At 39.0% G+C, this 21,654-nt stretch carries 22 protein-coding genes and 1 pseudogene; 3 read left to right on the forward strand and 20 right to left on the reverse strand.

Annotated features, from left to right (window positions below):
* Window positions 1-39: 39 nt before the first annotated feature.
* From J2S05_RS07130 to J2S05_RS07140, 3 genes are all read right to left on the reverse strand, one after another.
* Window positions 40-1,317 carry an MFS transporter gene (locus J2S05_RS07130; RefSeq protein WP_306981334.1) on the reverse strand — a complete coding sequence of 426 codons (1,278 nt, stop codon included), beginning with the start codon at window positions 1,315-1,317 and terminating at the stop codon, window positions 40-42.
* A 141-nt stretch (window positions 1,318-1,458) separates the two neighbouring features.
* On the reverse strand, window positions 1,459-1,848 hold the full coding sequence (gene gcvH, locus J2S05_RS07135; RefSeq protein ID WP_306981335.1) for a glycine cleavage system protein GcvH: 390 nt from the start codon (window positions 1,846-1,848) through the stop codon (window positions 1,459-1,461).
* 71 nt (window positions 1,849-1,919) lie between these two features.
* Complete coding sequence (locus J2S05_RS07140) at window positions 1,920-2,276, reverse strand: arsenate reductase family protein (protein ID WP_306981336.1); 357 nt, start codon at window positions 2,274-2,276, stop codon at window positions 1,920-1,922.
* Between the two features lie 150 nt (window positions 2,277-2,426).
* Here J2S05_RS07140 and J2S05_RS07145 point away from each other — a divergent pair, with 150 nt between their 5' ends.
* Together J2S05_RS07145 and J2S05_RS07150 are read left to right on the forward strand one after the other, a co-directional pair.
* On the forward strand, window positions 2,427-2,696 hold the full coding sequence (locus tag J2S05_RS07145; protein WP_306981338.1) for a hypothetical protein: 270 nt from the start codon (window positions 2,427-2,429) through the stop codon (window positions 2,694-2,696).
* 20 nt (window positions 2,697-2,716) lie between these two features.
* Entirely contained in the window at window positions 2,717-3,037 is a 321-nt protein-coding gene (locus J2S05_RS07150; RefSeq protein WP_306981340.1) for a spore coat protein, read from the forward strand.
* 163 nt (window positions 3,038-3,200) lie between these two features.
* Here the strand turns inward: J2S05_RS07150 and J2S05_RS07155 are convergent, their stop codons facing one another.
* From J2S05_RS07155 to J2S05_RS07175, 5 genes and pseudogenes are all read right to left on the reverse strand, one after another.
* Complete coding sequence (locus tag J2S05_RS07155; RefSeq protein ID WP_306981342.1) at window positions 3,201-3,812, reverse strand: superoxide dismutase family protein; 612 nt, start codon at window positions 3,810-3,812, stop codon at window positions 3,201-3,203.
* A gap of 124 nt (window positions 3,813-3,936) precedes the next feature.
* Window positions 3,937-4,863 carry a manganese-dependent inorganic pyrophosphatase gene (locus tag J2S05_RS07160; protein WP_306981343.1) on the reverse strand — a complete coding sequence of 309 codons (927 nt, stop codon included), beginning with the start codon at window positions 4,861-4,863 and terminating at the stop codon, window positions 3,937-3,939.
* Between the two features lie 121 nt (window positions 4,864-4,984).
* The gene (locus J2S05_RS07165) at window positions 4,985-5,320 is read right to left on the reverse strand and encodes a hypothetical protein (protein ID WP_306981344.1); all 336 of its coding nucleotides are present in this window, start codon (window positions 5,318-5,320) and stop codon (window positions 4,985-4,987) included.
* Window positions 5,295-5,815 (reverse strand): annotated as a pseudogene (locus J2S05_RS07170) (GNAT family N-acetyltransferase). Before J2S05_RS07170 ends, J2S05_RS07165 begins: the two are co-directional and overlap by 26 nt.
* 291 nt (window positions 5,816-6,106) lie before the next feature.
* Window positions 6,107-6,919: a pentapeptide repeat-containing protein gene (locus J2S05_RS07175; protein WP_306982637.1), complete on the reverse strand. Its 813-nt coding sequence runs from the start codon at window positions 6,917-6,919 to the stop codon at window positions 6,107-6,109.
* Window positions 6,920-7,124: 205 nt separating this feature from the next.
* Between J2S05_RS07175 and J2S05_RS07180 the strand changes: the two genes are divergently transcribed.
* Window positions 7,125-8,003 carry a GNAT family N-acetyltransferase gene (locus J2S05_RS07180; RefSeq protein WP_306981346.1) on the forward strand — a complete coding sequence of 293 codons (879 nt, stop codon included), beginning with the start codon at window positions 7,125-7,127 and terminating at the stop codon, window positions 8,001-8,003.
* A 142-nt stretch (window positions 8,004-8,145) separates the two neighbouring features.
* On the opposite strand, the gene J2S05_RS07185 is transcribed toward J2S05_RS07180, so the two are convergent.
* The 12 genes from J2S05_RS07185 to J2S05_RS07240 all read right to left on the reverse strand — a co-directional run bounded on the left by J2S05_RS07185 (window position 8,146) and on the right by J2S05_RS07240 (window position 21,652).
* Entirely contained in the window at window positions 8,146-9,093 is a 948-nt protein-coding gene (locus J2S05_RS07185; protein WP_306981348.1) for a peptidoglycan-binding protein, read from the reverse strand.
* A gap of 1 nt (window position 9,094) precedes the next feature.
* Window positions 9,095-9,343, reverse strand: coding sequence for a holin (locus J2S05_RS07190; protein ID WP_306981350.1), 249 nt, complete (start codon window positions 9,341-9,343; stop codon window positions 9,095-9,097).
* 48 nt (window positions 9,344-9,391) lie between these two features.
* Window positions 9,392-9,697 (reverse strand): hypothetical protein, encoded by a 306-nt coding sequence (locus J2S05_RS07195; RefSeq protein WP_306981352.1) that lies wholly within the window; start codon window positions 9,695-9,697, stop codon window positions 9,392-9,394.
* A gap of 39 nt (window positions 9,698-9,736) precedes the next feature.
* Window positions 9,737-9,982, reverse strand: a complete 246-nt coding sequence (locus tag J2S05_RS07200) for a hypothetical protein (RefSeq protein WP_306981354.1) — start codon at window positions 9,980-9,982, stop codon at window positions 9,737-9,739.
* A gap of 29 nt (window positions 9,983-10,011) precedes the next feature.
* Complete coding sequence (locus tag J2S05_RS07205; protein WP_306981356.1) at window positions 10,012-10,425, reverse strand: DUF1617 family protein; 414 nt, start codon at window positions 10,423-10,425, stop codon at window positions 10,012-10,014.
* 14 nt (window positions 10,426-10,439) lie between these two features.
* Window positions 10,440-16,256, reverse strand: coding sequence for a phage tail spike protein (locus J2S05_RS07210; protein ID WP_306981358.1), 5,817 nt, complete (start codon window positions 16,254-16,256; stop codon window positions 10,440-10,442).
* 46 nt (window positions 16,257-16,302) lie between these two features.
* The gene (locus tag J2S05_RS07215; protein WP_306982639.1) at window positions 16,303-16,956 is read right to left on the reverse strand and encodes a distal tail protein Dit; all 654 of its coding nucleotides are present in this window, start codon (window positions 16,954-16,956) and stop codon (window positions 16,303-16,305) included.
* A 38-nt stretch (window positions 16,957-16,994) separates the two neighbouring features.
* On the reverse strand, window positions 16,995-19,673 hold the full coding sequence (locus tag J2S05_RS07220) for a phage tail protein (protein ID WP_306981360.1): 2,679 nt from the start codon (window positions 19,671-19,673) through the stop codon (window positions 16,995-16,997).
* A 121-nt stretch (window positions 19,674-19,794) separates the two neighbouring features.
* The gene (locus J2S05_RS07225; protein ID WP_306981362.1) at window positions 19,795-20,355 is read right to left on the reverse strand and encodes a bacteriophage Gp15 family protein; all 561 of its coding nucleotides are present in this window, start codon (window positions 20,353-20,355) and stop codon (window positions 19,795-19,797) included.
* Between the two features lie 10 nt (window positions 20,356-20,365).
* Window positions 20,366-20,740 carry a hypothetical protein gene (locus J2S05_RS07230; protein WP_306981363.1) on the reverse strand — a complete coding sequence of 125 codons (375 nt, stop codon included), beginning with the start codon at window positions 20,738-20,740 and terminating at the stop codon, window positions 20,366-20,368.
* Between the two features lie 55 nt (window positions 20,741-20,795).
* On the reverse strand, window positions 20,796-21,257 hold the full coding sequence (locus tag J2S05_RS07235; protein ID WP_306981365.1) for a phage tail tube protein: 462 nt from the start codon (window positions 21,255-21,257) through the stop codon (window positions 20,796-20,798).
* Window positions 21,257-21,652, reverse strand: coding sequence for a hypothetical protein (locus J2S05_RS07240; RefSeq protein ID WP_306981367.1), 396 nt, complete (start codon window positions 21,650-21,652; stop codon window positions 21,257-21,259). Before J2S05_RS07240 ends, J2S05_RS07235 begins: the two co-directional genes overlap by 1 nt.
* Between the last annotated feature and the right edge of the window lie 2 nt (window positions 21,653-21,654).

A 21,654-nucleotide genomic window follows, 5' to 3' on the forward strand; every position in this document is an offset into this window, starting at 1 on the left:
AACAAGATGGAAGAATCATAGCATGACTTGGAATTTCGGTCAATTCTTTTCCATTACCAGTGCTTCTGGAGTATGTTTTACCCGACGTCCAAAAACAAAATAAAAGTAAATGGACCCGATCAGATAGAGGCCTGCTGTGATTGAAAAGACAATCGCATACCCTGTATACGAACCATACAGAAGCACGATGCCCATAGATACAGGACCCATCACGGCCCAGCCTAATTGAAAGACCATTTGCCCAATTGAATTGGCTAATCCACGCATGGAAGGATCAACAATACGCATCATAAGCGCTGATTGAATCGGATTCCCTGCGTTCATTAAGGCTTGTCTAAATAAGAAGCCAATGACTGCTAGCCAGAGAATTTCTGTATACGCACTTAGTAATAAAAATGGTAGGGACCCCAGCTGCAAGATGACCACTGCTTTTACTTCTCCAAAGCGTTTTACAACACTTGGCCCAATCAGCATAGCAACAGCCGTCATGCCTTGTCCAAGAGCTAGGATAATTCCAACTAAAGAATAACTAATGTCAAAACGATCCGTGAAATATAAATTTAAATACGGGATAACCAAACCTGAGCCAAAGCCAATTAAAATACTGGCAATCGCAAATAATCCAATAAGCTTTAACGATTCTTTTTTCTCCGCTAATTGTTTCCATCCGGATAATCGCCTTGTTTTAATTTCATGTATTTTTCGTTCTTCCTTAATTTTAAATAGAGGCATTAAACCAAAACAAACAATCAATACGCCAATAAGTAGCGTAATTCGAACACTTTCAAGCATAGTAAAATCAAACCAGACGTGTAATGAATCGGTCACGATCCCACCAAGCAAGTTTCCAATGACGTTGGCAGCCATCATAAAAGCGGCATTCAAACTAAAAAGATGGACTCTTTCTGATTCCTTCGAGTTCTCCGCCAAAAGCGGGATGGAGGTCACTTGAATAAATGCCATAAAAAATCCTGTCATGAAGGCACCAGAAATCAGTAGATCCTCTGATACACCAACACTACGCAAGATCAAACTAAACATGACTGCTACAGCGCCGATGACTATTAAGCGCTTGCGACCGATTCGATCACTCATCAATCCAACTGGAAGAAGGGCAATCGCTGTGGCAGTAGCCTGTATAGCGATCACTCGTCCATTTACATCATCCGAATAGCCTAATTCACGAATATAATAATTATAAATCACCATAAAAATACCCATACCTACATTCAACAAAAAAGACGAAAAGAGAAATAGACGGATGTTTTTATTATATTTTTTTATTTGTTGTATCCACGTAGAAGCAAATTGAGTCATGTCTATTCACCTAAACCCATTCTTATTTCGTTACCCTAAATAATGATATACGAACTCTCTCAGGAATAGAAGACTTAATTGCCAAGTATCGTAAAAAACCCTCAAGGCACATAAGCCTCAAGGGTTTTATTTTGAGATAGATTAATCTTCGCTAATCATTGTGTTATATTCTTCAGCTGACATCAGCTTTTCTAGCTCTGATGCATCCTTAGGTTCAACAACGATCATCCATGCTTTTTCGTATGGTGATTCATTAACGAACTCTGGAGAATCATCCAGCTCTTCATTGATCTCAACAACTTTACCGCTAATTGGAGCATATAGCTCAGAAACTGTCTTAACAGACTCAACACTACCAAAAGGCTCGTCCGCTTCGATTTCGTCTCCAACCTCTGGAAGCTCAACAAATACGATATCTCCAAGTTCAGATTGAGCAAAGTCTGTAATACCAATACGGACTTTCTCTCCTTCTGTTTTAACCCACTCGTGCTCTTCTGAATATTTAAGTTCTGCTGGTAATTTGTTGCTCATGTCAAAATCCCTCCATCTACTAGTTCCATTCTGCATTCATTATAACTGAACTTCCTCATAAAAAAAACGAGTTAGCTCCAGGTTTTTTCAAATTGTTCTTCTTTGAACCCAAGTGTTACCTTTTGTCCGTCTGTAGTGATTGGTCGCTTAATCAACATTCCGTCTGACGCCAACACCTCAAGCATCTCACTCTCACTCATTGAAGCGAGCTTATCCTTCAACCCTAATTCACGGTATTTTTGACCACTTGTGTTAAAGAATTTCTTCAGCTCTAATCCACTTTTTTCATATAAGTCTTTTAAAGTAGCTGCAGAAGGCGGTTCTTCAACAATATGTAAAGCTTGTACGTCAACATTATGTTCTTCTAACCATTTATTTGCTTTACGACACGTCCCACACTTTGGGTAATGGTAAAACGTTACACTCATTCAAGGCACCTCCTTTGAGATTATATCCACTGTTATTATGTCCGATTTTCGAACGATCTACAATTGATACGCTTTTTCATGGATAAAAACCGTCTTCTTTTTTCAAACTAATGATGTATGTCAATCTAATGTAGCAAGGAGGAAGTACACATGCAACAGCAACCATCCACACAATCAAATCAGCAGCAAGGGTTTATCTCAGAGCCCCCACAAGTTATCTCCACAAAGGACCATTCGTACATTAATGACATGTTATCTTGGAACCTTTTGGCGATGAAAAAAGCCTATTTCTACGCTGAAAATTGCCAAGATCCAGAGATCAAAGAAGCCATCACACAAGCTGGTCAAATGCATCAACGTCATTACGAACGCATGCTGACCCATTTAAAACCAACAACTGAACAACCAACCGTTCAATAAAAAATGAAAGGAGAATGACCATGAAAATCCAAAACCAAGAAACGCCATTTCCCAAAGACACACACATGACGGACCGTGAATTTATTACGGATATGCTTACTACAGAAAAGTATATGACGTCTTCCTATGACATTGCAGAAAATGAAGCTAGCCATTCTCAGCTGTACCAAGATATCAACACGCTCTACCAAGAATCACAGAATTGTCAGCGAACGCTTTATAACTTAATGTTCCGCAAAGGCTTGTACGCGATTGAAAGTGAAACTCCGCAGAAGCTGCAACAAAGCTACCAACAGTTCTCCGGTTACAGTAACCAGTTCCCATACTCAAATACGCATTAACTCCTTTGCCTGAGCAGCTTTGCTCAGGTTTTTTTATGTGCTCTGAATATAGTTAGAATTATCCTTAGATAGAGTATCTATTGATATGAAAAAAAGCTCCGTGATTTACCAAGAATGACTTCATATTAAAAAGCAGTGGACACCGAGTCCACTGCTTTTTCGCTTATTGGGCTGCTTCAATGACACCGCAGGCTACTCGATCTCCTGCATCACCCGTTGATAATGTTTCTTCATCAGGGCCAGACTCGTCTTGCTCACTTGATTGATATCTATCTGGAATATGACCGAGATTATCAGGATCTTCATGTATCATTACAGAAGCTTCGCCAATCAAATCATCTGCATCTAAGCGATCATAGCTAAACGTCATTTGCGCTGTTCCATCCTCATTAACGTATAGAGGTGGCATGTCCCCTGCGTGATTCCCATGCTCGGAATCGTCAGGGTTGTAATGACCTTCTGCTGAAGTGAAGGCACCATCACTATGATCGTGGTCACAACTTGGTGCTTCATGAAGATGAAAACCATGAAACCCTTGTTCCATTCCACTTACAGAAGCTTCTACAAATAGTTTTCCATCAGGGGAAAGAATAAAGCTTACCATCCCTATTGAATGTCCTTCATCATTCATTAGTTCCGCTCTTGCCTCTGCTTCGATGGACTCCGGTACATCTACCTCAGATTCAGGCTCAAACGCATCCGTTGTCGGTTCATCATTCCCACAAGCTGCTAGACCTAACGTAAAAACCATCATCATTGCTAGTACGTATTTCATGCTGCGTAACCCCTTTCAATATGTATCTATCCCTCTATAACCTGTATAGGGGGTCCGTAAAACATAGATACATATTGGGAAAATAAAAAAAGACCCAGTAGTGTCTGGGTCTAGTGAACATTATTTAGTTCAATGTCTCAGATAATGGAGGCACAACTTGTTTCTTTCTTGAAACAACGCCTGGTAAGCTTGCAACATGGTTATCTAATGTCACATTAAACGCTGACTCAACCGCACTTGTCGCTGATCCAAGAGCCAACACAACAGAGTCATTAGCAAGGATATCTGTAATGACAAATACAAACAGGTCTAAGCCTTTATCCGTAATAACCGTTGTTACTTCCGCTTCAATTTCCGCTTGACGAGCAAGAACATCTTGCACATCTACCGTATTCACTTGAGCGATCTCCACTTTCTTATCTCCCATAGAAAATTCCTTCGCATCTAAAGAAATAAGTTCTTTCACTGTTTTTTGACTTAGATCCGCTCCGGCTTTTAACATATCTAATCCGTATACAGCACTGTCCACACCTGCAATAACTTCAAGTTCCTTTGCAGCTGCAACATCTTGATCTGTGCAAGTTGGTGATTTGAACAGAAGAGAATCTGAAATAATCGCAGAAAGCATTAATCCAGCAAGCTCTTTTGTCACCGCTACATTGTTCTCTTTAAACAATTTCAGCAAAATCGTTGCTGTACAACCAACAGGTTCAGCACGATAATAAAGAGCCTCGTTCGTTTCAAAGTTAGCAATACGGTGGTGATCAATCACTTCAACAACACGTACATCATCAATATCATCCGCACTTTGTTGTCTCTCGTTGTGATCAACAAGAATGACATCAGACACTTCATTAGCCACTGTGTCTACCAAACGTGGTGCTTCTGCCTTAAAGTAGTCCAAAGCAAACGCCGTTTCCCCATTCACTTCACCAAGACGAACCGCCTCAACATCTGCACCTAACTGTCTTTTAAGTTCCGCATATACAATCGCAGATGTAATCGTGTCTGTATCAGGGTTTTTGTGTCCAAATACTAATTGTTTGCTCATAACTCTCTCCCTTTTTATCCTACGTAATAGATGATTATTCCCATACGATCATACCAAATCTTTTCCTTTAGGGAAACAATCGTGTCTAATTATTAGGAAAACACTGTCGGAATACTTTGATTTAAAATATAGTCGTGATCTCGGTTTGTTTATTTTTGAAAATCTCAGCCACTGTCACGCCTTCAATTGTAGCTGTGTAAACAAACTCCTCGTTACGATCATCATAATAGTTAGTCAATTTCACTGTCCCACTCCAAACCGCTCTACCTTCTAACGCGTGACAAATAAAGTATCCTGTTTTATTATACATAAACTCGATCTCTCGACCCTGTTTAAGATAATAGAGTAAATGTTCATCACTAATAGTGCCACCTGCAGGTACATCATCAGAATCATCAAATTCATCAACTTTCTTCTTTTTAAGCCACTTTTTATATCTTAACCCTAAACTCCTCACGTAAGATCGCGTAATAATACTCGTCCCACCACTCATCTTTATATGGGATGCATTTTTTGAAATGCCCTTCTCTTCTCATGCCGACTTTCTCCATAATTTTATAGGAGTCGGGATTTTCTGGTTGGCAGGTGCAATAATCCGGTGAACATCCATTGATTGAAAAGCATAGGCAATCATTGCAGATGCGCCCTCTGTTGCATAACCTTTATGATAATAAGTCGGATTAAACACCCAACCAATTTCATACGTATGATCTCCGAAATAAGGGAAAAAAGAGAGGTGTCCAATTAATTAGTTCGTTTCACGGATCGTAACTGCAAATTGCTTTGCATTTCCACCTGCATGTTCTTGTACAAACTGTTTTGCCACCTCTTCAGTAAACACTTCTTCAGGAAGAAAATGCATGACTTCTTGGTTGGACGTATAGGCAAGGACATTCTGCCAATTAGCGAATCTGAATGGACGAATGATCAGCCTTTTTGTTTGGATAAGCATCAGAGCCTCCACTCTAACTCTTCAATATGAGTTTTTTAAATCTTCATCTATGTTTTTATTCCAAACTTTATTAGACTTACAGCTAAATTGGGGTTTGGCCTTGGTAAAGTCAGTGTTCTTCTTATAAAGACAGCTATCACTCTTAATAACGTCCTGTCGCTCGTGATAAATCTTATTCTGTCTTGATGTAAATGAACTTTCTCTTGGTAACAGCCTCTTGCTCTTACTAGATTCCGATCAGTCTTGCTCTCATACCCATTCTTCTTGGTAACGCCCTCAACTCCAAGATCCTCACACCCAATGCCCTGGCTTATTTAATCCAGTAGGCAATTTTGTTTCCTGATCTCCTTTTGCCGCATTCACTTGTGCTTGCGTCAAAAAGATTGCCTCCGTTAAGTCGGCGCCACTTAGATCCGCATCGCGCAAGTCAGCACCCAGTAATTCTGCTGCTCTCATGTCTGCTCCACGTAAGTCAGCAGCTAGAAAGAGTATTCCTCTTAGGTTTGCACCTTGGAAGTTTTTATTTTTAAGCTTTGCGCCAATAAAATCGATTGTTTTATATTTTGTTCTCTGCTTGTTTGCTCTAGTATTCCCGACTAACTCTCCAGCCATTGATAGCCATTTACTGATCCCTGCCCTAAGAGTCGGAATATCTAGTTTTAGGACCGCCTCCGGTGAAAGAAGTGTATACACCTTAGTCTCTTGATATGCTTCTTTTAACTGAGCATGAATAGCCTTTGTTTCTTCTCTTCTTAACGCTTCATCGAGATAGGAAAGCATCTCATGAAGCTGCTGCATGATCGGGAAGACCTTAAACATTTGCTCAGTAACCTCTGAATCCCCGCGCCAGCTTGTACCTGCATACGTAATTTGTGATACCTTCTGCCCTGCACCGAAGCATTCATATACCGTACAGCCTTTAAACCCCTTGTCACGCAACTGTGAATGAATACCGCATAGATAATCTTCCCGTAAATTCACACACGGCGTTCCTCCGTCTTTATCCATCGCAAAATCAGCAGACTTAGCGAATGGCAAGGCGACACAGCATAAGCCAAAGCACTGCGAGCAATCTGCGTGAAGATCATTTTGACGTTCAATCATTTGATTAGACAAACCGTCCACTTCCCAAATCTAGTATAGTTGTCATTTATTATAGCACGCAGCTTTTAAGAGGAAACCAAATGATTTCGTTCATTACAGACGAAGAAACCGCTTGCAAAACTTATAAATGAAACTCATACTAATATAGAGATATTTTCCAAATGTATAATTAGCTATAAAGTCCTTAGTAGAAAGGTTGAGATGATTGGAAATTAGTATCGATACACCAAACAACCTAAAAGAACTCGCTTCTTTCCTAGAAAAAATGAACAATCAGAGTACCTCGCATATTGGATTTTGCGGCGAAGAACAAAATGAAATCTATGATACGTTAGTGCACGACTTCTCCGATTTAGACATAAACGATTCATTTTTAGTTGCATATGAACATTCAGAAATAGTTGGTGCAATCGGTGTAGATGTTGACTCAGAAAAAAAGTACGCGGATGTTTTGGGACCATTCGTTGCAAATAACGACCTACAAATCGCTCAGAGTCTATGGGAAAAAATGATGACAAACATGCCTGATGAAATCAAAACATTTTCGTTCTTTTTTAATCAAGAGAACACCTTTGTACTGAATTTCCTAGTAGAAAACAAAGGAATTGATCAAGGATCAGATGTTGTTTTGAAACGAACTAGAGACAGCCAAGCAATACATACTCAAGATTCTATAAAAAATTACTCTGATCTCTATCAAAAATCTTTTGTGAATTTGCACAATCAAGTCTTTCCTACAACCTATTTTGATGCAGCTACTATTCTTAAAAGACTACATTCGTTTAATCATTTATTTATCGTTCCAGAAAATGAGAGAGGCATTAAAGGGTACGTATACTTAGAGGCAAATCCTAAGCATCAAGAATCAAACATTGAATACATTGCGGTATCAGAGAAGTATAGAAAAGAAGGGGTAGGAAAAACCTTACTTCTAAAAGCGATCGATCAATTATTCTCTTATCCTGAAATAGAAGAAATAACTATATGTGTTGGAGGAGAAAATGAGGCCGCGATCGCTTTATATCGATCTGTTGGTTTTGTGGAGAAATACCAGTTACTGAGTTATAAGATAGTGAGGCAGTAGAATCTTTGAGTATTCTCTCAAACAAAAATAACCTCCTTAGATGATAGCATCTAAGGAGGTTTTCATTCATTTGAATACTTTGAATGCAGACAATAGGAATTGAACTGACTATAAGATCACTCTAGCAGTTGTTATTAATTACTCATCTAAAAAGTTGCCCCCACGTATTAGGACCAGCAACCCCATCTACATTGATATTACGTGATCGCTGAAATGATATCACTGCATTTTCAGTAGCGGTACCAAAGGATCCATCAATTGATAGCTTGTAGCCTTTTGCGTTAAGGGAAGACTGTAAAAGTCGCACCCACCATTGAGAAGCAGTTCCGCGACGTAACGTATTAGCCGCTCTTTTACTTCGCGGTCCATATTTTCCATCAATCGTGACATTGGCAAAGTATTGATAAATACGAATCAGAGCGTTATTCGTCAAAGGTCCAGCAAACCCATCTACAACAAGCGTCTTAAAGTTTGCTTTAGCACGTGTTGGATAATCGCGGCTATTAGCAAAAGTCTGCGCAGCTCTAATGTGAACAGAACCATTTGGTGTGAGGATAGATGGTTCATCACCCATTACTCGGTTCCCTCCTATCTCTGTATTAACGTCCTCTACCTTTGTAGGAGTAAAGTTCATCTTGAGGTTAGGTCGTTGCCCTGCTCTCATCTGCGCGGTAGATAGACCACCCGTCATTTGAAGATGAGGAAAGTCTTTAAAACTCGTCCAATCTCCGCCCCAACTGAAACCGAGTTGCTTACCAATTGCCGCTACTCTACGCCATTGTGCGTTAACTGTCCAAATAGCCTCTGAGCCGTCATGCGAAGTTAAGAAATAATCAATGGCTACTCCAAAGTTATGATTGCTATACCCTGCTTTTGCGTTCGTTACAATGTTCCCAGGAGAAGTTCTACCTTGATTATAAATTCGAGTTTGATCAGCATAAGAACGAAACCCCGAACTAATCTGGACGTTAATCTCCTCACCATACGCCCTCTTAATCATTTCTATGGTGCTTTCCCTAATTACGTTGTGGACTGCTCCCATGTTCCGAACGGACCGATCAATTAATGTTTGTAATCTTACTCTACTCATATTATTTTCCTTCCTTCGTTTCACCTTTTCGGCTGTTTCCTAGTTCAAATAATCCAACAGAAGCTAATCCTGCTATTCCTCCAGCCCACAGACGAGCAGCCGTATCAATATCACTAAACGGATAAGCCACAAAGCCAAGTGCTACACCCAAAACCATTGCGATCAAGGGTAGGAAGTTTTTTGTAACTGTGAATCCAACCTTTACAGCTTGTACAACCCCAGTAACAATTGGCACGATTAATGTCGCCAACAATAAGATCCATATACTCATCTCCTTTACAAAAAAAAGCACAGCTTTTCAGCTGCGCTTGTAGTGATGGTTTTCCATTTTTTCTACTCGATCCTCAAGAGAACCAAGATTATTTCTAATCTGCTTTAATGTCTTGCCTATTTCTTGTTGATTGTTATTTGATTCTTTCAAATGTTCCAAAAGAGCTGCTTCTCTTGCCTCTGCCTGTTTAGCATGTTGTTGATATAGACCCAAAAGATCATTCTCTCTTTTTACGTTTTCTTTTCTCATTTCTCTGATTACTAACGCAGCTAATATGATACATAAAATGGACCACACGAACTGACTCATTGCAATCTGTGTAATTACGTCCACGATAAGTCCCCATCCCCCCTTTTTATATAAGAAAAGAGCCTACTCTTCAGTAGTCTCTTCCTCCTCGGTTACAGTCAACCGCTCAATAAACTTCTCTTTTACAATATCCGCCATTGCAGCTAAGTTATTTGCTTGAAAGTATTCTTCTGCTGGGATTGGAGTTCTTCCACTTGCGTAAATCAGTTGTTGAGAATCTGTGGTTGAAAAGTTTAAATCTACATACTCATTATTCCCTTGATCATCATACTGAAAATTAACACCTGTAATACGAAATTTTACTGCCATGTTGCATCTCTCCCTTATTTTGTTTTTGATTATTCTACTTCTTCTAGTTGGTCATACAGATAATCGTATAATGTTGCTTCTTGACCGCTAAATTCCTTTTCGCAATTAACAACAATGTCTTTAATAGTTTTAAGATAGCCAGTCACATTCCCCCCTTCGAGAATAAACTCTTCTTGATAAAGTTCTAATTTGTCATGCTTGAATGCTTCAATATCTTTGACGTCCCACTCTTTACCGTCATTCAGCATTTTAGGCTTTTCATCCTCATCTAAATGACAATGTTCTTTAATAAGCTCTTGTTCTTCCTCGGCAACCTCTTGTAAACGATCGTTTAGTTCCTTAATAAATTTACTGCGGTGACGCGATTCTTTCCCTTTCAAAGACAAATCAAAAAGCAGGTCGATGACCTGCCCGATCTTAGCATTTTCAATTTTTACTTGCATGTAAATTCCTCCGTTTATGCTGATTTTAATTTGTGAATTTCATTTTCAAGCTCACTTATTTTTTGATTTAACTGATCTACTTGTGATTGAGTGTTTAATTGACGCTTATGAAGCTCCTGAATACTCTTAGTGTTTAAAGCTCTCAATTGATAGCTATCAATAGCTTTCAGATCGGGTGTTGCTATGAATGGAGAGTCTTCTGCTATGAAACCTATCTCCTTTTCATTAATACCCTCAACCAGTTTATCTTTCCAATTGTATTCAACTACTGTCAGTTTCATTAATTCAGACAAACCTATGTCTTTGATAGGTTTAATATTTGTCTTAAATTCCTTACTGGAACTATCAAAGAACCGTCTAGCTCTAACATCTCGGTAATCATCATTACCATAGTCTCTAATTCTAACCTCTGAGTTATTTCCACTTGGTCTCAAATATAGATGTGTACCTGCTGTATGCCCATTGATTGCAATGTGATTAGCGTGAACCCAATCAGTTCTAAGCGTTCCATACGAGTCACTTCTGCCTGGTCCTCCTGCTATTCTAACCTCACCAGAAGCACCCAAATGTATATGTGGGTGTCCACCAGTATTAATGCCAAGACCATTGGAGTCAATTCTTGTTGTGTGTAAACCCCACACCCTCATGTCACAGTATCTATCTATTGTATGAGTTCTTGTACATCTCACTTCTGCGTCATAATCTGGTCTTAAGTAAATATTTACTCCCGGTGTACCTGCATTAAAATTCAGGAAATTCCCATAAAAACCTTGCGCTCTGTGCGGTTGGTATAAATAATCCTCTACCCTGCCATTACCACTCATAGCTGTTTCATATGTCACTGATCTAGATTCATTAAAACATGCTAAATATGCATTTGTGTCTGATGTTCCAAATACATATGAATTGATTACTTTTGTAGTTGCTTGGAATGCCATAACACCGTTTGCGTGTCTAAAATAAATTCCAGTCTCATCAATGGTTAAATTTCTACCATTTGACATATCCATTCTCAAACGCGCACCCTGCACTTGGAATGTGCTAGAGCCATCACTAGAACGTAACTGCAAGCCTGTAACTACCCCAGCATTAATTTTTCCAGCGTCTATGCTTGATATCTTAGCGCTTGTAATCGATGCATTTGCAATTTTTGCGTTATCAATTGCACCATTGCCTATCTTTGCATTTGTTATTACACCATTTTCAATTTGAGCGTTTCCTATTATCGCATTCTGTAAGTGAACTCTAGTAATTGCGGCGTTTGCTATAGAAGCTGTTCCAATAGCAGCACGAGCAATAACACCAGAATTTGCTTTGATCGTATCCGCTCGTAGGTGTTTTGCTTCAATAGAACCATCTACAATTAATTCACCCCTGGACATCTGTCGAACGACAATGTCGCGAACATAGAATGAACCATTGTTATCAGATTCATCTTTTTCTAGAAACCATTCAACATCTTGTATTGTTTTCTCCTTATTCGGTTGAACAGTAACTTTAAAGGTTCTTACACAGACTGAACGCGTGGTACCTATTTGAGAATTAGTTACGGCTGCATTTTCCCACGTCCCATCTGTATATCTATATCTTAGAATCCAATTCACATTACTGATAGTAGGGTCTTTCATTCCAAAAAACGATAAATAGTATTCATCGTCCAAGGAGAAATCCATCTGCCTTGCTTTTGCCAACAAAAGTTTACCGTATCTACCGCTAATTCTAAAAAAGTTAGTTCCAGATATATTACTTACACTGTGACCGCCTCGATCTCCATCTACAGAAATTTGATTAACATTGCTCATATCCGCTACAAATAATTTAGATGAGGAAATTGTATTCGCTTGAATCTTATCCCCACTAAGATTATTAATATGTGCATTTTGGATAACTGCATTGTCTATCCTTGATTGCCCAGCTAAATGAATAAGACCTGCTTTAATCTTCACAGATTCTGGTTGAATGTTCAGCTCAGCTACCAACTTATCACGTTCCACGCGAGCAGAAATTTGACCGGCTTGTGTGATTATTCTTCCTTCTGCCGTAGTTACACGCCCAGTGAGGTGATTTACTTCTGTTTTTGTTGCTCTTAAGGCTATTTCATCTTTTGTTTGTACAATTTCAGTTTCTGCTTTTACAATGCGACCATAGACCGTATCACTGTCACTACCATCTATGTTTTGTGAGCCAATAGGAACATTTGGAACAAATCCTTGGTTAGGTAATAATTGAAAACCATTGTTATTATTTGATTTGTAGATACTATAAGAAGTTAAAGTGAACGCTTGGTATGTTGATCTAACTCGTAAATAGTATTCAACCACAACGTTACCTGAATTTTGAACAACAACCGCTTTAAAATCTTCCGTTCTTAACCTACCTTTTGAATCAGTTACAGCGATCTCCGCTATTGTTGGTCCGCCTATTGCCTCTTGCTGTTTGTGCCTAATATAGATTGTTGTTTTATCACCTGTTGATGCACTATGGTCTCCACCAACAATATCAACAATTCCATAAACGTTGTTATATCTTGATGTTAGCGTAGTTCGTGCAAATCTCGTCCAATTTCCACCGTTACTACCACCAGAACCAGTTGTTCTTACCGTCTCCCCTTCAAGTTTATTATCCAATTTTGACTCGATACTAGATATCGTCGTACTAAATCTTGTAGTGGATAACTCTAATTCACCTGTTCGACTTGCTAGTATCGTAATATCTCCTGTCGCTGTGTCTACTTTCCTGGTCACATCAGTCACATTACCGCGAATCCCGCTTAAGGCCAAGTCCAAGGCTGATTGACGATTATTGTAGACTATTGCGTCTACCTTCTTGCTTAAGTCATCTTGGCTGGCTTTTAAAGCGATCTGTCCGTCTAGTATTTGAATAGAAGTTTCTGTTCTAGTCGTGCGTTCTTGCAAATCACGAATGTTTGTGACATCAACCATAGATACATCGTCATATTGCACCCAGCCTCTAGTATGATTGGCTACTAACCAAATTGTAATTGAGGTAACACCTTCAGGACAGGTCCAACGTTCTTGTATCTCAGCCCACTCATCCTGCGCTCCGTCCCATCCCCAATCTCTCAGTTGATTCGTGTTTTCCGCATTGCGAATAGATAGCTTTTGATTATTACGCGTTCCGTTGGCTTCAGGGTGAGTTTTATAACAAAAAGAAAATTGATACGTTCTCCCTGCCTTTACTGGAATAGGTAGTATCGTATCAGCCCTATTGGTACTCCCATTTTGGGCAAAAAACCGCATTGCTTTGTTTCCTGAGTTTGGGTCATCTTCTGTTACTGCATTACTACCTCTTGATATCCATCCTTTTCCTCCACCTTCAAATCCTCCATCGGGTAGCATATTATCACCAGTAGTTGGAGCCATATCTTCCATATCCGTTTCTAGATTTTCTAAGGATATGGAAAATCTATCCGTCCTTTGTTCAAGAGAACTAGTTCTTGACCTGACAGCCGTAATATCACTAGTGTTTCCATCCGTCTTAGTAGTTACATCACTAACTTTGTTTGATAGACCACCTATAGAAGTCTCAAAACGTGATTGCTGCTCTGACAAACCTTGAACCGAATTTTCTACCCTCGTAAAATCAGTAGAAAAACTATCAACTTTTGCATCAACCTTACCGATGGATTGTGCTAAAGAACCTTTTTCAGTGTTAAACTCTGTTTTTGTTAACCTCGCATTAATAGCCGCTTCATTTATGGTCAGCTTGTTGCTGTGAGAAGACAGAATTCCTTCTTGATTAGAGAGTTTATCTGCTTGTAGCTCCAATTGATTTTTGGCTTCATCCACATCTACCTTTATACCTGTTACTTCACCATTAATATCTCCGACGTTTTCAACAAGTTCATTTGCTACCTGGTCTAATTCAAGAAGTTTTGCATCAGTAAATTTAAATTTACCATCTACCAGTTCTAAGCCAGCTTTTGTGGCTAAATCGGATCTTAATGCCTCTTCCAACTTAACTAGATCGACAGACCAAACTTTATCGTCTAACTCGTCCCTCAATTCTTTTGTGATACGGTTAATCTCTTCTTCGGTATAGCCTTCTACCGTTTTGCGTATCTCTTCCAATGTGTCATCTGCGAATTTGTCCAGGTCAATGATGCCTGGCTTAAGATGTTCCATTTCGATTACACCTTTTGCGATTTTATCAGAAATAATCGAACCATCTACAAGCTCTTTACCTGATAAACTCTCATCTGCGATAACTTGAGCGGTTTTACTTAATTCCCTTAGTTCTGCTGCAATTTCTGGACCAAATAGAATGTCATCAGAAATAATCCGGGCTGTCATTGCTGTAACTTCTTGAGAATAAAGAGAAAATCGATCATGGTAGTTAAACGCTCTAACACGGAAATAAAGTTGTTTGTTAGGCTCAAACGTGTATGAAAAGCTATTACCCATCCCTCTAAAAATCATTGTTTCTGGTGACGGCAAAAAGCCTTTTACTTCAGAGGCATAGACTTCATATCCTTGTATATATGTGAGAATATAATCAAAATCCCACTCAACTAAAACTGCCGCAAAAAGCCCTGTTACTTTTACGTTTTGGGGTACTGACGGTACGATATTTGGGTAACGACTCCCATCAATAGGACGAGCTGCTTCATCCCATTTACCACGGTTATCATTAATCTGTCTGACTACTTTATCTAGCCGGTCATCATAACCATGTACAGACAAAACTTGTCCCATTTCAACTACAGCAGATTCCTCAATATCAAGTAGGTCATACTCCATAGCAATGACACGTGCCTGAATCTCAATCGGGCGAGAGAATTTACGATCAATTGCCCTAGCCGTATCACCGAGACTTACCTTCTCATGTTCATAACCCGCAATTACTTCAAGCATGTGTGCAGCAAGGCGGTAATTAATCTCTGGACCCTTAACTCTTTGCAATTGTTCCCACGTTGCTTTTAATAACTCAGCTGGATCGTCGTAGTCTCCATTTTGCCATTCGGCCTCTCGGTGAAGTAGTTGACCATTATGTTCTCGACCATACTTTTGTAAAGCGTCAGGATCACCCACCCACTTTTGACCCGCAGGTTTATCTACTGGATCTCCTGATGACTTACTCCAAACTACATCAGCAAAGTCTAGATAGCGTGTAAGTGCGACATCCTCATTGTCTCCCTCGCTATCATTATTTAAAGATGATCCCCGTCCATAAATAGCTGTGGTCGGATAAGAAAGGATGGTCCGTTGAATTTCTTGCATGTTATAACCTATTTCGAATCGTTTGCCACTATCCAACCCTCGTCTGGCCAAGATACGAATTTTGCGTGCGGTAATCTTATTTCCATTAAATTCAACAGTATCTTTAAATTCTCCGCCCCAGATCTCCATGATGGTCCAGATGGCACCAATTGAAGTTTCATAATAGAAGTTTGTCGTGTATTGGCCAAGCTCCACTTCTACTGTCCCTGTCCATCTGGTTCCTTGTAAAGCAACTGTTAATACTTCCAGAGCTGGGCGGTTAACAAAGCGACTGTCGACAATAATGTTTTCTTTAAGCTCCATAAATGCGGGTTCGCAGAAAGCAGTCGTCACAGCTCCACTTGCATCATCAGAGTCATCAAGTTCTTTGATAACGAATAATCTTAATTCGCCTTCCTTGTCTTTAAAAACAACTTGATTTTCCTCCAACACATATTTAGCTTCCTCCACCTCAGCATTTATGGTAAAAGAAAAAGGCTGATCGGGTAGCCCGTTCAGCTCTTCTCGGAAATGTGTAGCTTGTAAACCAGTCTCTTCTGAAAGAGTAGTAATCAAATGATCCTGTGAATTTAATATATATATTTCTGCCACGCTAGTCCTCCCTTCTTCAAATTCAATTTCTTTTTATATAATGTTATTAATAGAACTTCTCCGTATACGTCACTTCAGTGTTATAACTGGAACTAATCTGGTTTTCCCCAGGTTGGACCTTGAACCACTCGCTTGCTAAAGAAAGCAGTGGCATCCGTACTACACCATTTAGTACGATTTTTCGCAAACGAGAATCAATTTCCAACGTATCACCTACACCAAAGGTGTAATGTAATGTAATTTGTTTTCCAGATAGCAATTCAATAGAATAATTCGTAGTTTCTTGTCGAAAAATCGTTTTGCTTTTCCAATGCGTTTCCTTTTGTCCTAAAACCATGTGAGTCTTGTTAGATGAGTCAATTTGCAAAACTCTAGTCTGCCCAAACCGATATGCCTCAGGTAAATAGAAGGTTAAAACGCCTTTAGCGAAATTGATCCGTTCATCAAGTTCCATAGATTGATAAAAAGCCAAATAATACATATTCGGCATATCAATAAATTGCAATTTTTTCGGTTCAGAGTGTACAAGCCATTCAGATAGATCTTGTTTCAGCCCTTCAATTCGTTTATCACTGCGAATAGTGATAGGTACAGCTAACTCCATCCCTGAAAAATGTTTACGAAGTACTCTTTCGCCATCTGTTTGTTGGTCAAAAGTTATAAATTCTATAGGTGGAGTAGGAGGACGAAATAATTCCATATTCACCCGTAAGTACTCCTTTTTAACACCATTAAAAATCATGTAACTCTCACCCCATTTCTACTTTGCCGAAAGTTTTTACGCTCTTGAAGCTTTGTAAGGTCTTCTACAATTTCACTTGCAATCTTCTTGGCGCCGACGTAAACATTAATGGTAGCTGGATTTTTCTCAATTGAGTTTGCTACATCCTCTTGCCTGGCAATAGCTTGTGCTTGCTGACTATTTATTTGCCGAGAGGGCAGTCCTACATTTCCAACATCTATAAGTCCGCGTACAGGTGTTGCGAGAGCTTTCAGTTTACCCATCACATCAGATAAATCCGGTACTTCTGGTTTCATCCATTCTGAAGCCCTTGAACTCATTTTTTGGACAGGGCCCTTCTTTCGCTCCATACCGATTTCCCAACCGGTCATCATGTTCTTTCCGATCATGTCACGCATCCAACGCGAAGGAGAACGAATGCCTAGTGCCCCTTTAATACCATTTTTAATAGTAGTTGCTATTCCAGTAATCTTTTCTGTAACTTTGCCAACCATGGACCCCAATCCATTGATTAATCCTTGTATAATATTCTTACCAATTTGTAAAAGATCGATATTTGCAAGAAAATCTTTTGCTTTATTCCATGCATCTTCAATGTTTTGTCTTGCTTCATCCATTTTGTCTTTAACTGCTTGTTTGATCTCATTAAATTTATCCGTTACACTTTTGATGATTTTTACTGCTGCCAAAAGAATAAATAAAACGATATTGTTCCAAATTTCTTGAAGCGTTGCTTTCGCTTCATTCATTTTTTCTTGAATATTTCTCCTTATTTCTAAAAACTTATTTATAACCATTGCTACAAGAGCGATAAGGATCGTTGAAAATTTTGCTTTGATTGATTCCCATATTTCTGATATTTTATTTTTTGCCTCATCCATCTTTTCTTTGATCGTGTCTTTTATCAAATTAAAGATGTTTTTACCGGTTTCCCATATCGCGGTCCAAATTCCAGTAATATACGTTAGAAATATTCCCCATATCAATTTGAGGTTTTCAACCAAGGTACTTATAATGATACTTACATTTTCTTTAAGGGCTTTCCAAATTGCACTAGCTGCTTCTTGGATTTTTAACCAAATTTGAGATAAGTGAGAAGCAAAGCCTTCCATATCACCAGTAACCAAATCGATTAAGAGAAGAATTGGAGCCAGTATAGCTATTTTAATTAGCTCCCACAATGCGGCAGCCATCGTTTGTATATTGGTCCAAACTGTCGATAGCATTATAATGAGGTTGTCCCAAATCTGTGTAGTGTTTTCAAAAATTGTCGTCCACATCGTTATGAAGAATTCAATAAGTGGAGCAAATAACGTTAAAATTAAACTAACAACCTCATCAATTTTCTCTGTAAAGCTATCCCAAATCGTTATCGCATACTCTACAATTCCAGTCCATAACTCAGTAAAAAAGTCTACAATACCTAACCATAGTTCCTTGAACCACTCTACCGTCTCCTGCCACACAATTTTCAAAATCTCCCAGATCAATAGTGCACTTTCCTTAATACTCTCCCAAAGATTAATGAAGAATTCACTAATTGGTTCCCAGTAGATGTAAATAAGTACAGCAGCGGCAACTATAGCAGCAGCTAACCACACATAAGGATTCATCAAAATAGTATTGTTTAATTTCTTCATTACTTCATTAAGTGAGTTGAAGGTAGCAACACTCGTAACTACCGTACCAAGTCCTGCAGCTATCGCACCTAATAGGGGTAACCATGGCTCCAAATTGTTATATATCTCTTTAATCTGTTCGACTACAGGAGGAATATTCTCCCCAATTGTTGTGAGTACTTCTTCAAAGTATCTTCCAAACTCTGAAACCAGCATTTGCATATCTGGCAACCCATTACTTGTTAACATTTCATCAATACCTTGAATAATACTTACTACTCCATTAGCTACAGATGATTGCATACTATCAAAGGCTGTATCCCACGTTCCTCCTAGTTCTTTCGCAGCCCCAGAGATATTTGTAACACCATTTGTTCCTTCAGTCATAGCCATTGTAACTGTGTCTATAAACCCTTCGGCTGTAAGTGCGCCAGCCGCTAAATCCTTTTGTACGGATTCGGTATCACGACCTGTTGCTTTGGCGTACATACCTACTGCGTCAATCCCGTTATCATATAGATTATTGAGCTGACCCATGTCAACTTGTCCATTTTTTGTCATTTCCGATAATGTGCTTGTCACACTTGCCAGTTGTTCATTTGAACCATTTCCATAGAATGCTACCGCATCACCCCAAGCTTCGATTCGACTGGTCGCTTTATCGACATCTACGCCACGAGTGACAAAATCTTGGACTCCTTGTGTAGCAACATCCAGGCTGTAAGCTGTTCCATTTACAATATTACCTGTACTTTTAATTGCCGCATTTGCAATTTTTGTACTACCTGTAGCATCAGACATGACTCGTTTAAAACTTTCAATCGCATCAATCCGGTCAAAGGCTTTCGGGATCGAATCTTTTACAAGGTCAATTGCTTTAGATCCCAGTTTAACTAAACCTAGTGAAGAAGCGATTTCGTCAATTCCCTTCCCACCTTCAAAACCAGCTTCTCTGACTTTAGAGGTTAAGCCCTTTATTGCTCCGCCAGCCTTCGCTAATTTGTTATTATCTAGTTGTATGTCTACAACTACCTTACCTTCTGAAATAATAATCACCGCCTTTCAAATTTATTTACGGTTTATGACCACTTTGAGCATTAAAAAAAGACCCTTTAATTGGGTCAATACTTGCTTTTGTAACGCTACTTACTACTTTTCTAAACTACACACTAACACGTTAAAATTCCGCATTCCCTTTCAATTCGTAGGCCTCTTGCATTTCTTTAATGCGTTTTCGCTCTTTTGCTGTACCTTTTCCTGTAGGTAACTCCATCTGCCTGATTTGTAGCACTTCTTTAAATTTTGTATCTGCCCTAAGTCCACCTAATAACGCTTTGAATTTATTCCAATGCAACGTTCCTTGTTGCTCAAACAAATCAATTTGATAATCCTGCATAAATGAAGCAAAAATATATTCCGCGTCTTCCACAAGAGAGTAGACTCGTTCTTCTTTTTGCGCAGGCATTGGGTTCCCTTTAATGTCTAAAGGAGCCTTCACTTCCTTTTGAGCAACCACTGTTTCAAACAGTTTTTGTAGAATGGTTGCTTTTGTCTCGATATCAAAATCGACGTTACCCATTAACATTTCTATACCCATTTCAACTTTAACTTCATCGTTGAGCTCATTGTCGCCGAGCATTTCTATCAGTCTAATAATATTGTCAAAGCTCATGTTCACGGTGTACATTTGTCCCGAAATTACAACTGAATCATCTAGAGGATAGGCAAGGGAAAACATGTAACTTCACCTATTTCTTTTTTGACTGAATATACTTTTGTGATTTTGACTGTTTTAACGCTTTAAACTCTCCACGTTTCTCTAATTCTTCCATTAAACCGGTACGTAATGACACATAGCCAACTCCTAATTCAATGATAGAAGGTGTTAGCGCATAAATCTGATCAAAAGACCCAGCTCCTAGGTATACGTCATATGCTTCTCTTAATGTATCCTTTGCATCCTCAAAGCCGTTCTGATCATCTAACTCTGCCACTTTCTTTAAAGCATTCTCCCCTACTTCTAATTCCTTCTTAAGGTTGCTATCCGAATAATCATATTCAAAGTGAAGGCCGTTTATTTCTACTTCAATAATTGGGCGTTTAAGATCAATTTTAATAGCCATTTATATTCCTCCTTTATTGTTAAAAAGGGCGGAAACCCGCCCCTTATGAATTTATTTAATCTTGAGTTTCTTCCTCAACAGGTGAACCATCCGATTTCTTAGGTCGTTTGTCAAAAGAAATAATACAACTGAAAACCGCATATTCAATCGCTTCGCCCCCAGATGACTTGGGTTCTGTTACCGTTGCTTGTCCCTCGTAAGTATCACCATTAGATTCTACTTTCTTAAACATGATCTTACGTCCCTCACCAAGCTCTTGCTTTAATCCAGCAATGAACTTCATAGCAGGATCCTCATCGTCATACATTCCTTCAAAAGAATAGCTCTCTGAAACAGAAGTAACATCCTTTTCTGGTGTACCATCTCCATCATAATAGCCTGTGTCTTCTACATTCTCCTCAGATTCATCTGTAACTGAGGAAATCCATTTAGCCAGTTCCATAAAATCAGGTGCTTCTGAACCCTTCACTAGTGGTGCTACAAAATAACTTGTTAATGCATTCTTTTTACGACTCATCAAAATCTCTCCTTAATATATAGGTCAGCGCTAAATGCAGCTGAGTAATAATAGTATGTTTCATCTTTTCCGTACTGATCAGGATTTGTTTTTACATTTATACCGTTAAACAAATACGTGTTATTAGCACTAGGAACATCCTTGATTTGAGTTAGGTCATTCGTTATTTTTAGAAGAGTATTATACGCTTCTAGTTGATGTTCATGCTTAGTGATTACTTCGAATACTAACTTCTTGTCGTGTGAGCCATCATAGTAAGATGCCTGAGTATCAGAGGACTTCTTCTTCAAGGTTATGCCGTTTCCAGATACTAAAGGAGTAGTTACAATCAGTGAATAGTAACTCTGCTTGTTTAACAGATCTAGCACAAGTCTATCTAAAAAATCTATATTCATGC

Origin of the sequence: Alkalicoccobacillus murimartini (assembly GCF_030813245.1) — a bacterium.
In the GTDB taxonomy this organism is placed as follows: Bacteria; Bacillota; Bacilli; order Bacillales; family Bacillaceae_D; genus Alkalicoccobacillus; species Alkalicoccobacillus murimartini.

What these genes read in the sequence shown, in the direction of transcription:
- J2S05_RS07150 (WP_306981340.1), top strand. Translation starts at nt 2,717, where the DNA reads ATGAAAATCCAAAACCAAGAAACGCCATTTCCCAAAGACACACACATG.
- J2S05_RS07145 (WP_306981338.1), top strand. Translation starts at nt 2,427, where the DNA reads ATGCAACAGCAACCATCCACACAATCAAATCAGCAGCAAGGGTTTATC.
- J2S05_RS07160 (WP_306981343.1), bottom strand. Translation starts at nt 4,863, where the DNA reads ATGAGCAAACAATTAGTATTTGGACACAAAAACCCTGATACAGACACG.
- J2S05_RS07225 (WP_306981362.1), bottom strand. Translation starts at nt 20,355, where the DNA reads ATGTTTTCCCTTGCCTATCCTCTAGATGATTCAGTTGTAATTTCGGGA.
- J2S05_RS07230 (WP_306981363.1), bottom strand. Translation starts at nt 20,740, where the DNA reads ATGGCTATTAAAATTGATCTTAAACGCCCAATTATTGAAGTAGAAATA.
- J2S05_RS07185 (WP_306981348.1), bottom strand. Translation starts at nt 9,093, where the DNA reads ATGAGTAGAGTAAGATTACAAACATTAATTGATCGGTCCGTTCGGAAC.
- J2S05_RS07155 (WP_306981342.1), bottom strand. Translation starts at nt 3,812, where the DNA reads ATGAAATACGTACTAGCAATGATGATGGTTTTTACGTTAGGTCTAGCA.
- J2S05_RS07205 (WP_306981356.1), bottom strand. Translation starts at nt 10,425, where the DNA reads ATGCAAGTAAAAATTGAAAATGCTAAGATCGGGCAGGTCATCGACCTG.
- J2S05_RS07130 (WP_306981334.1), bottom strand. Translation starts at nt 1,317, where the DNA reads ATGACTCAATTTGCTTCTACGTGGATACAACAAATAAAAAAATATAAT.
- J2S05_RS07200 (WP_306981354.1), bottom strand. Translation starts at nt 9,982, where the DNA reads ATGGCAGTAAAATTTCGTATTACAGGTGTTAATTTTCAGTATGATGAT.
- J2S05_RS07175 (WP_306982637.1), bottom strand. Translation starts at nt 6,919, where the DNA reads ATGATTGAACGTCAAAATGATCTTCACGCAGATTGCTCGCAGTGCTTT.
- J2S05_RS07140 (WP_306981336.1), bottom strand. Translation starts at nt 2,276, where the DNA reads ATGAGTGTAACGTTTTACCATTACCCAAAGTGTGGGACGTGTCGTAAA.
- J2S05_RS07215 (WP_306982639.1), bottom strand. Translation starts at nt 16,956, where the DNA reads ATGGAATTATTTCGTCCTCCTACTCCACCTATAGAATTTATAACTTTT.
- J2S05_RS07235 (WP_306981365.1), bottom strand. Translation starts at nt 21,257, where the DNA reads ATGAGTCGTAAAAAGAATGCATTAACAAGTTATTTTGTAGCACCACTA.
- J2S05_RS07240 (WP_306981367.1), bottom strand. Translation starts at nt 21,652, where the DNA reads ATGAATATAGATTTTTTAGATAGACTTGTGCTAGATCTGTTAAACAAG.
- gcvH (WP_306981335.1), bottom strand. Translation starts at nt 1,848, where the DNA reads ATGAGCAACAAATTACCAGCAGAACTTAAATATTCAGAAGAGCACGAG.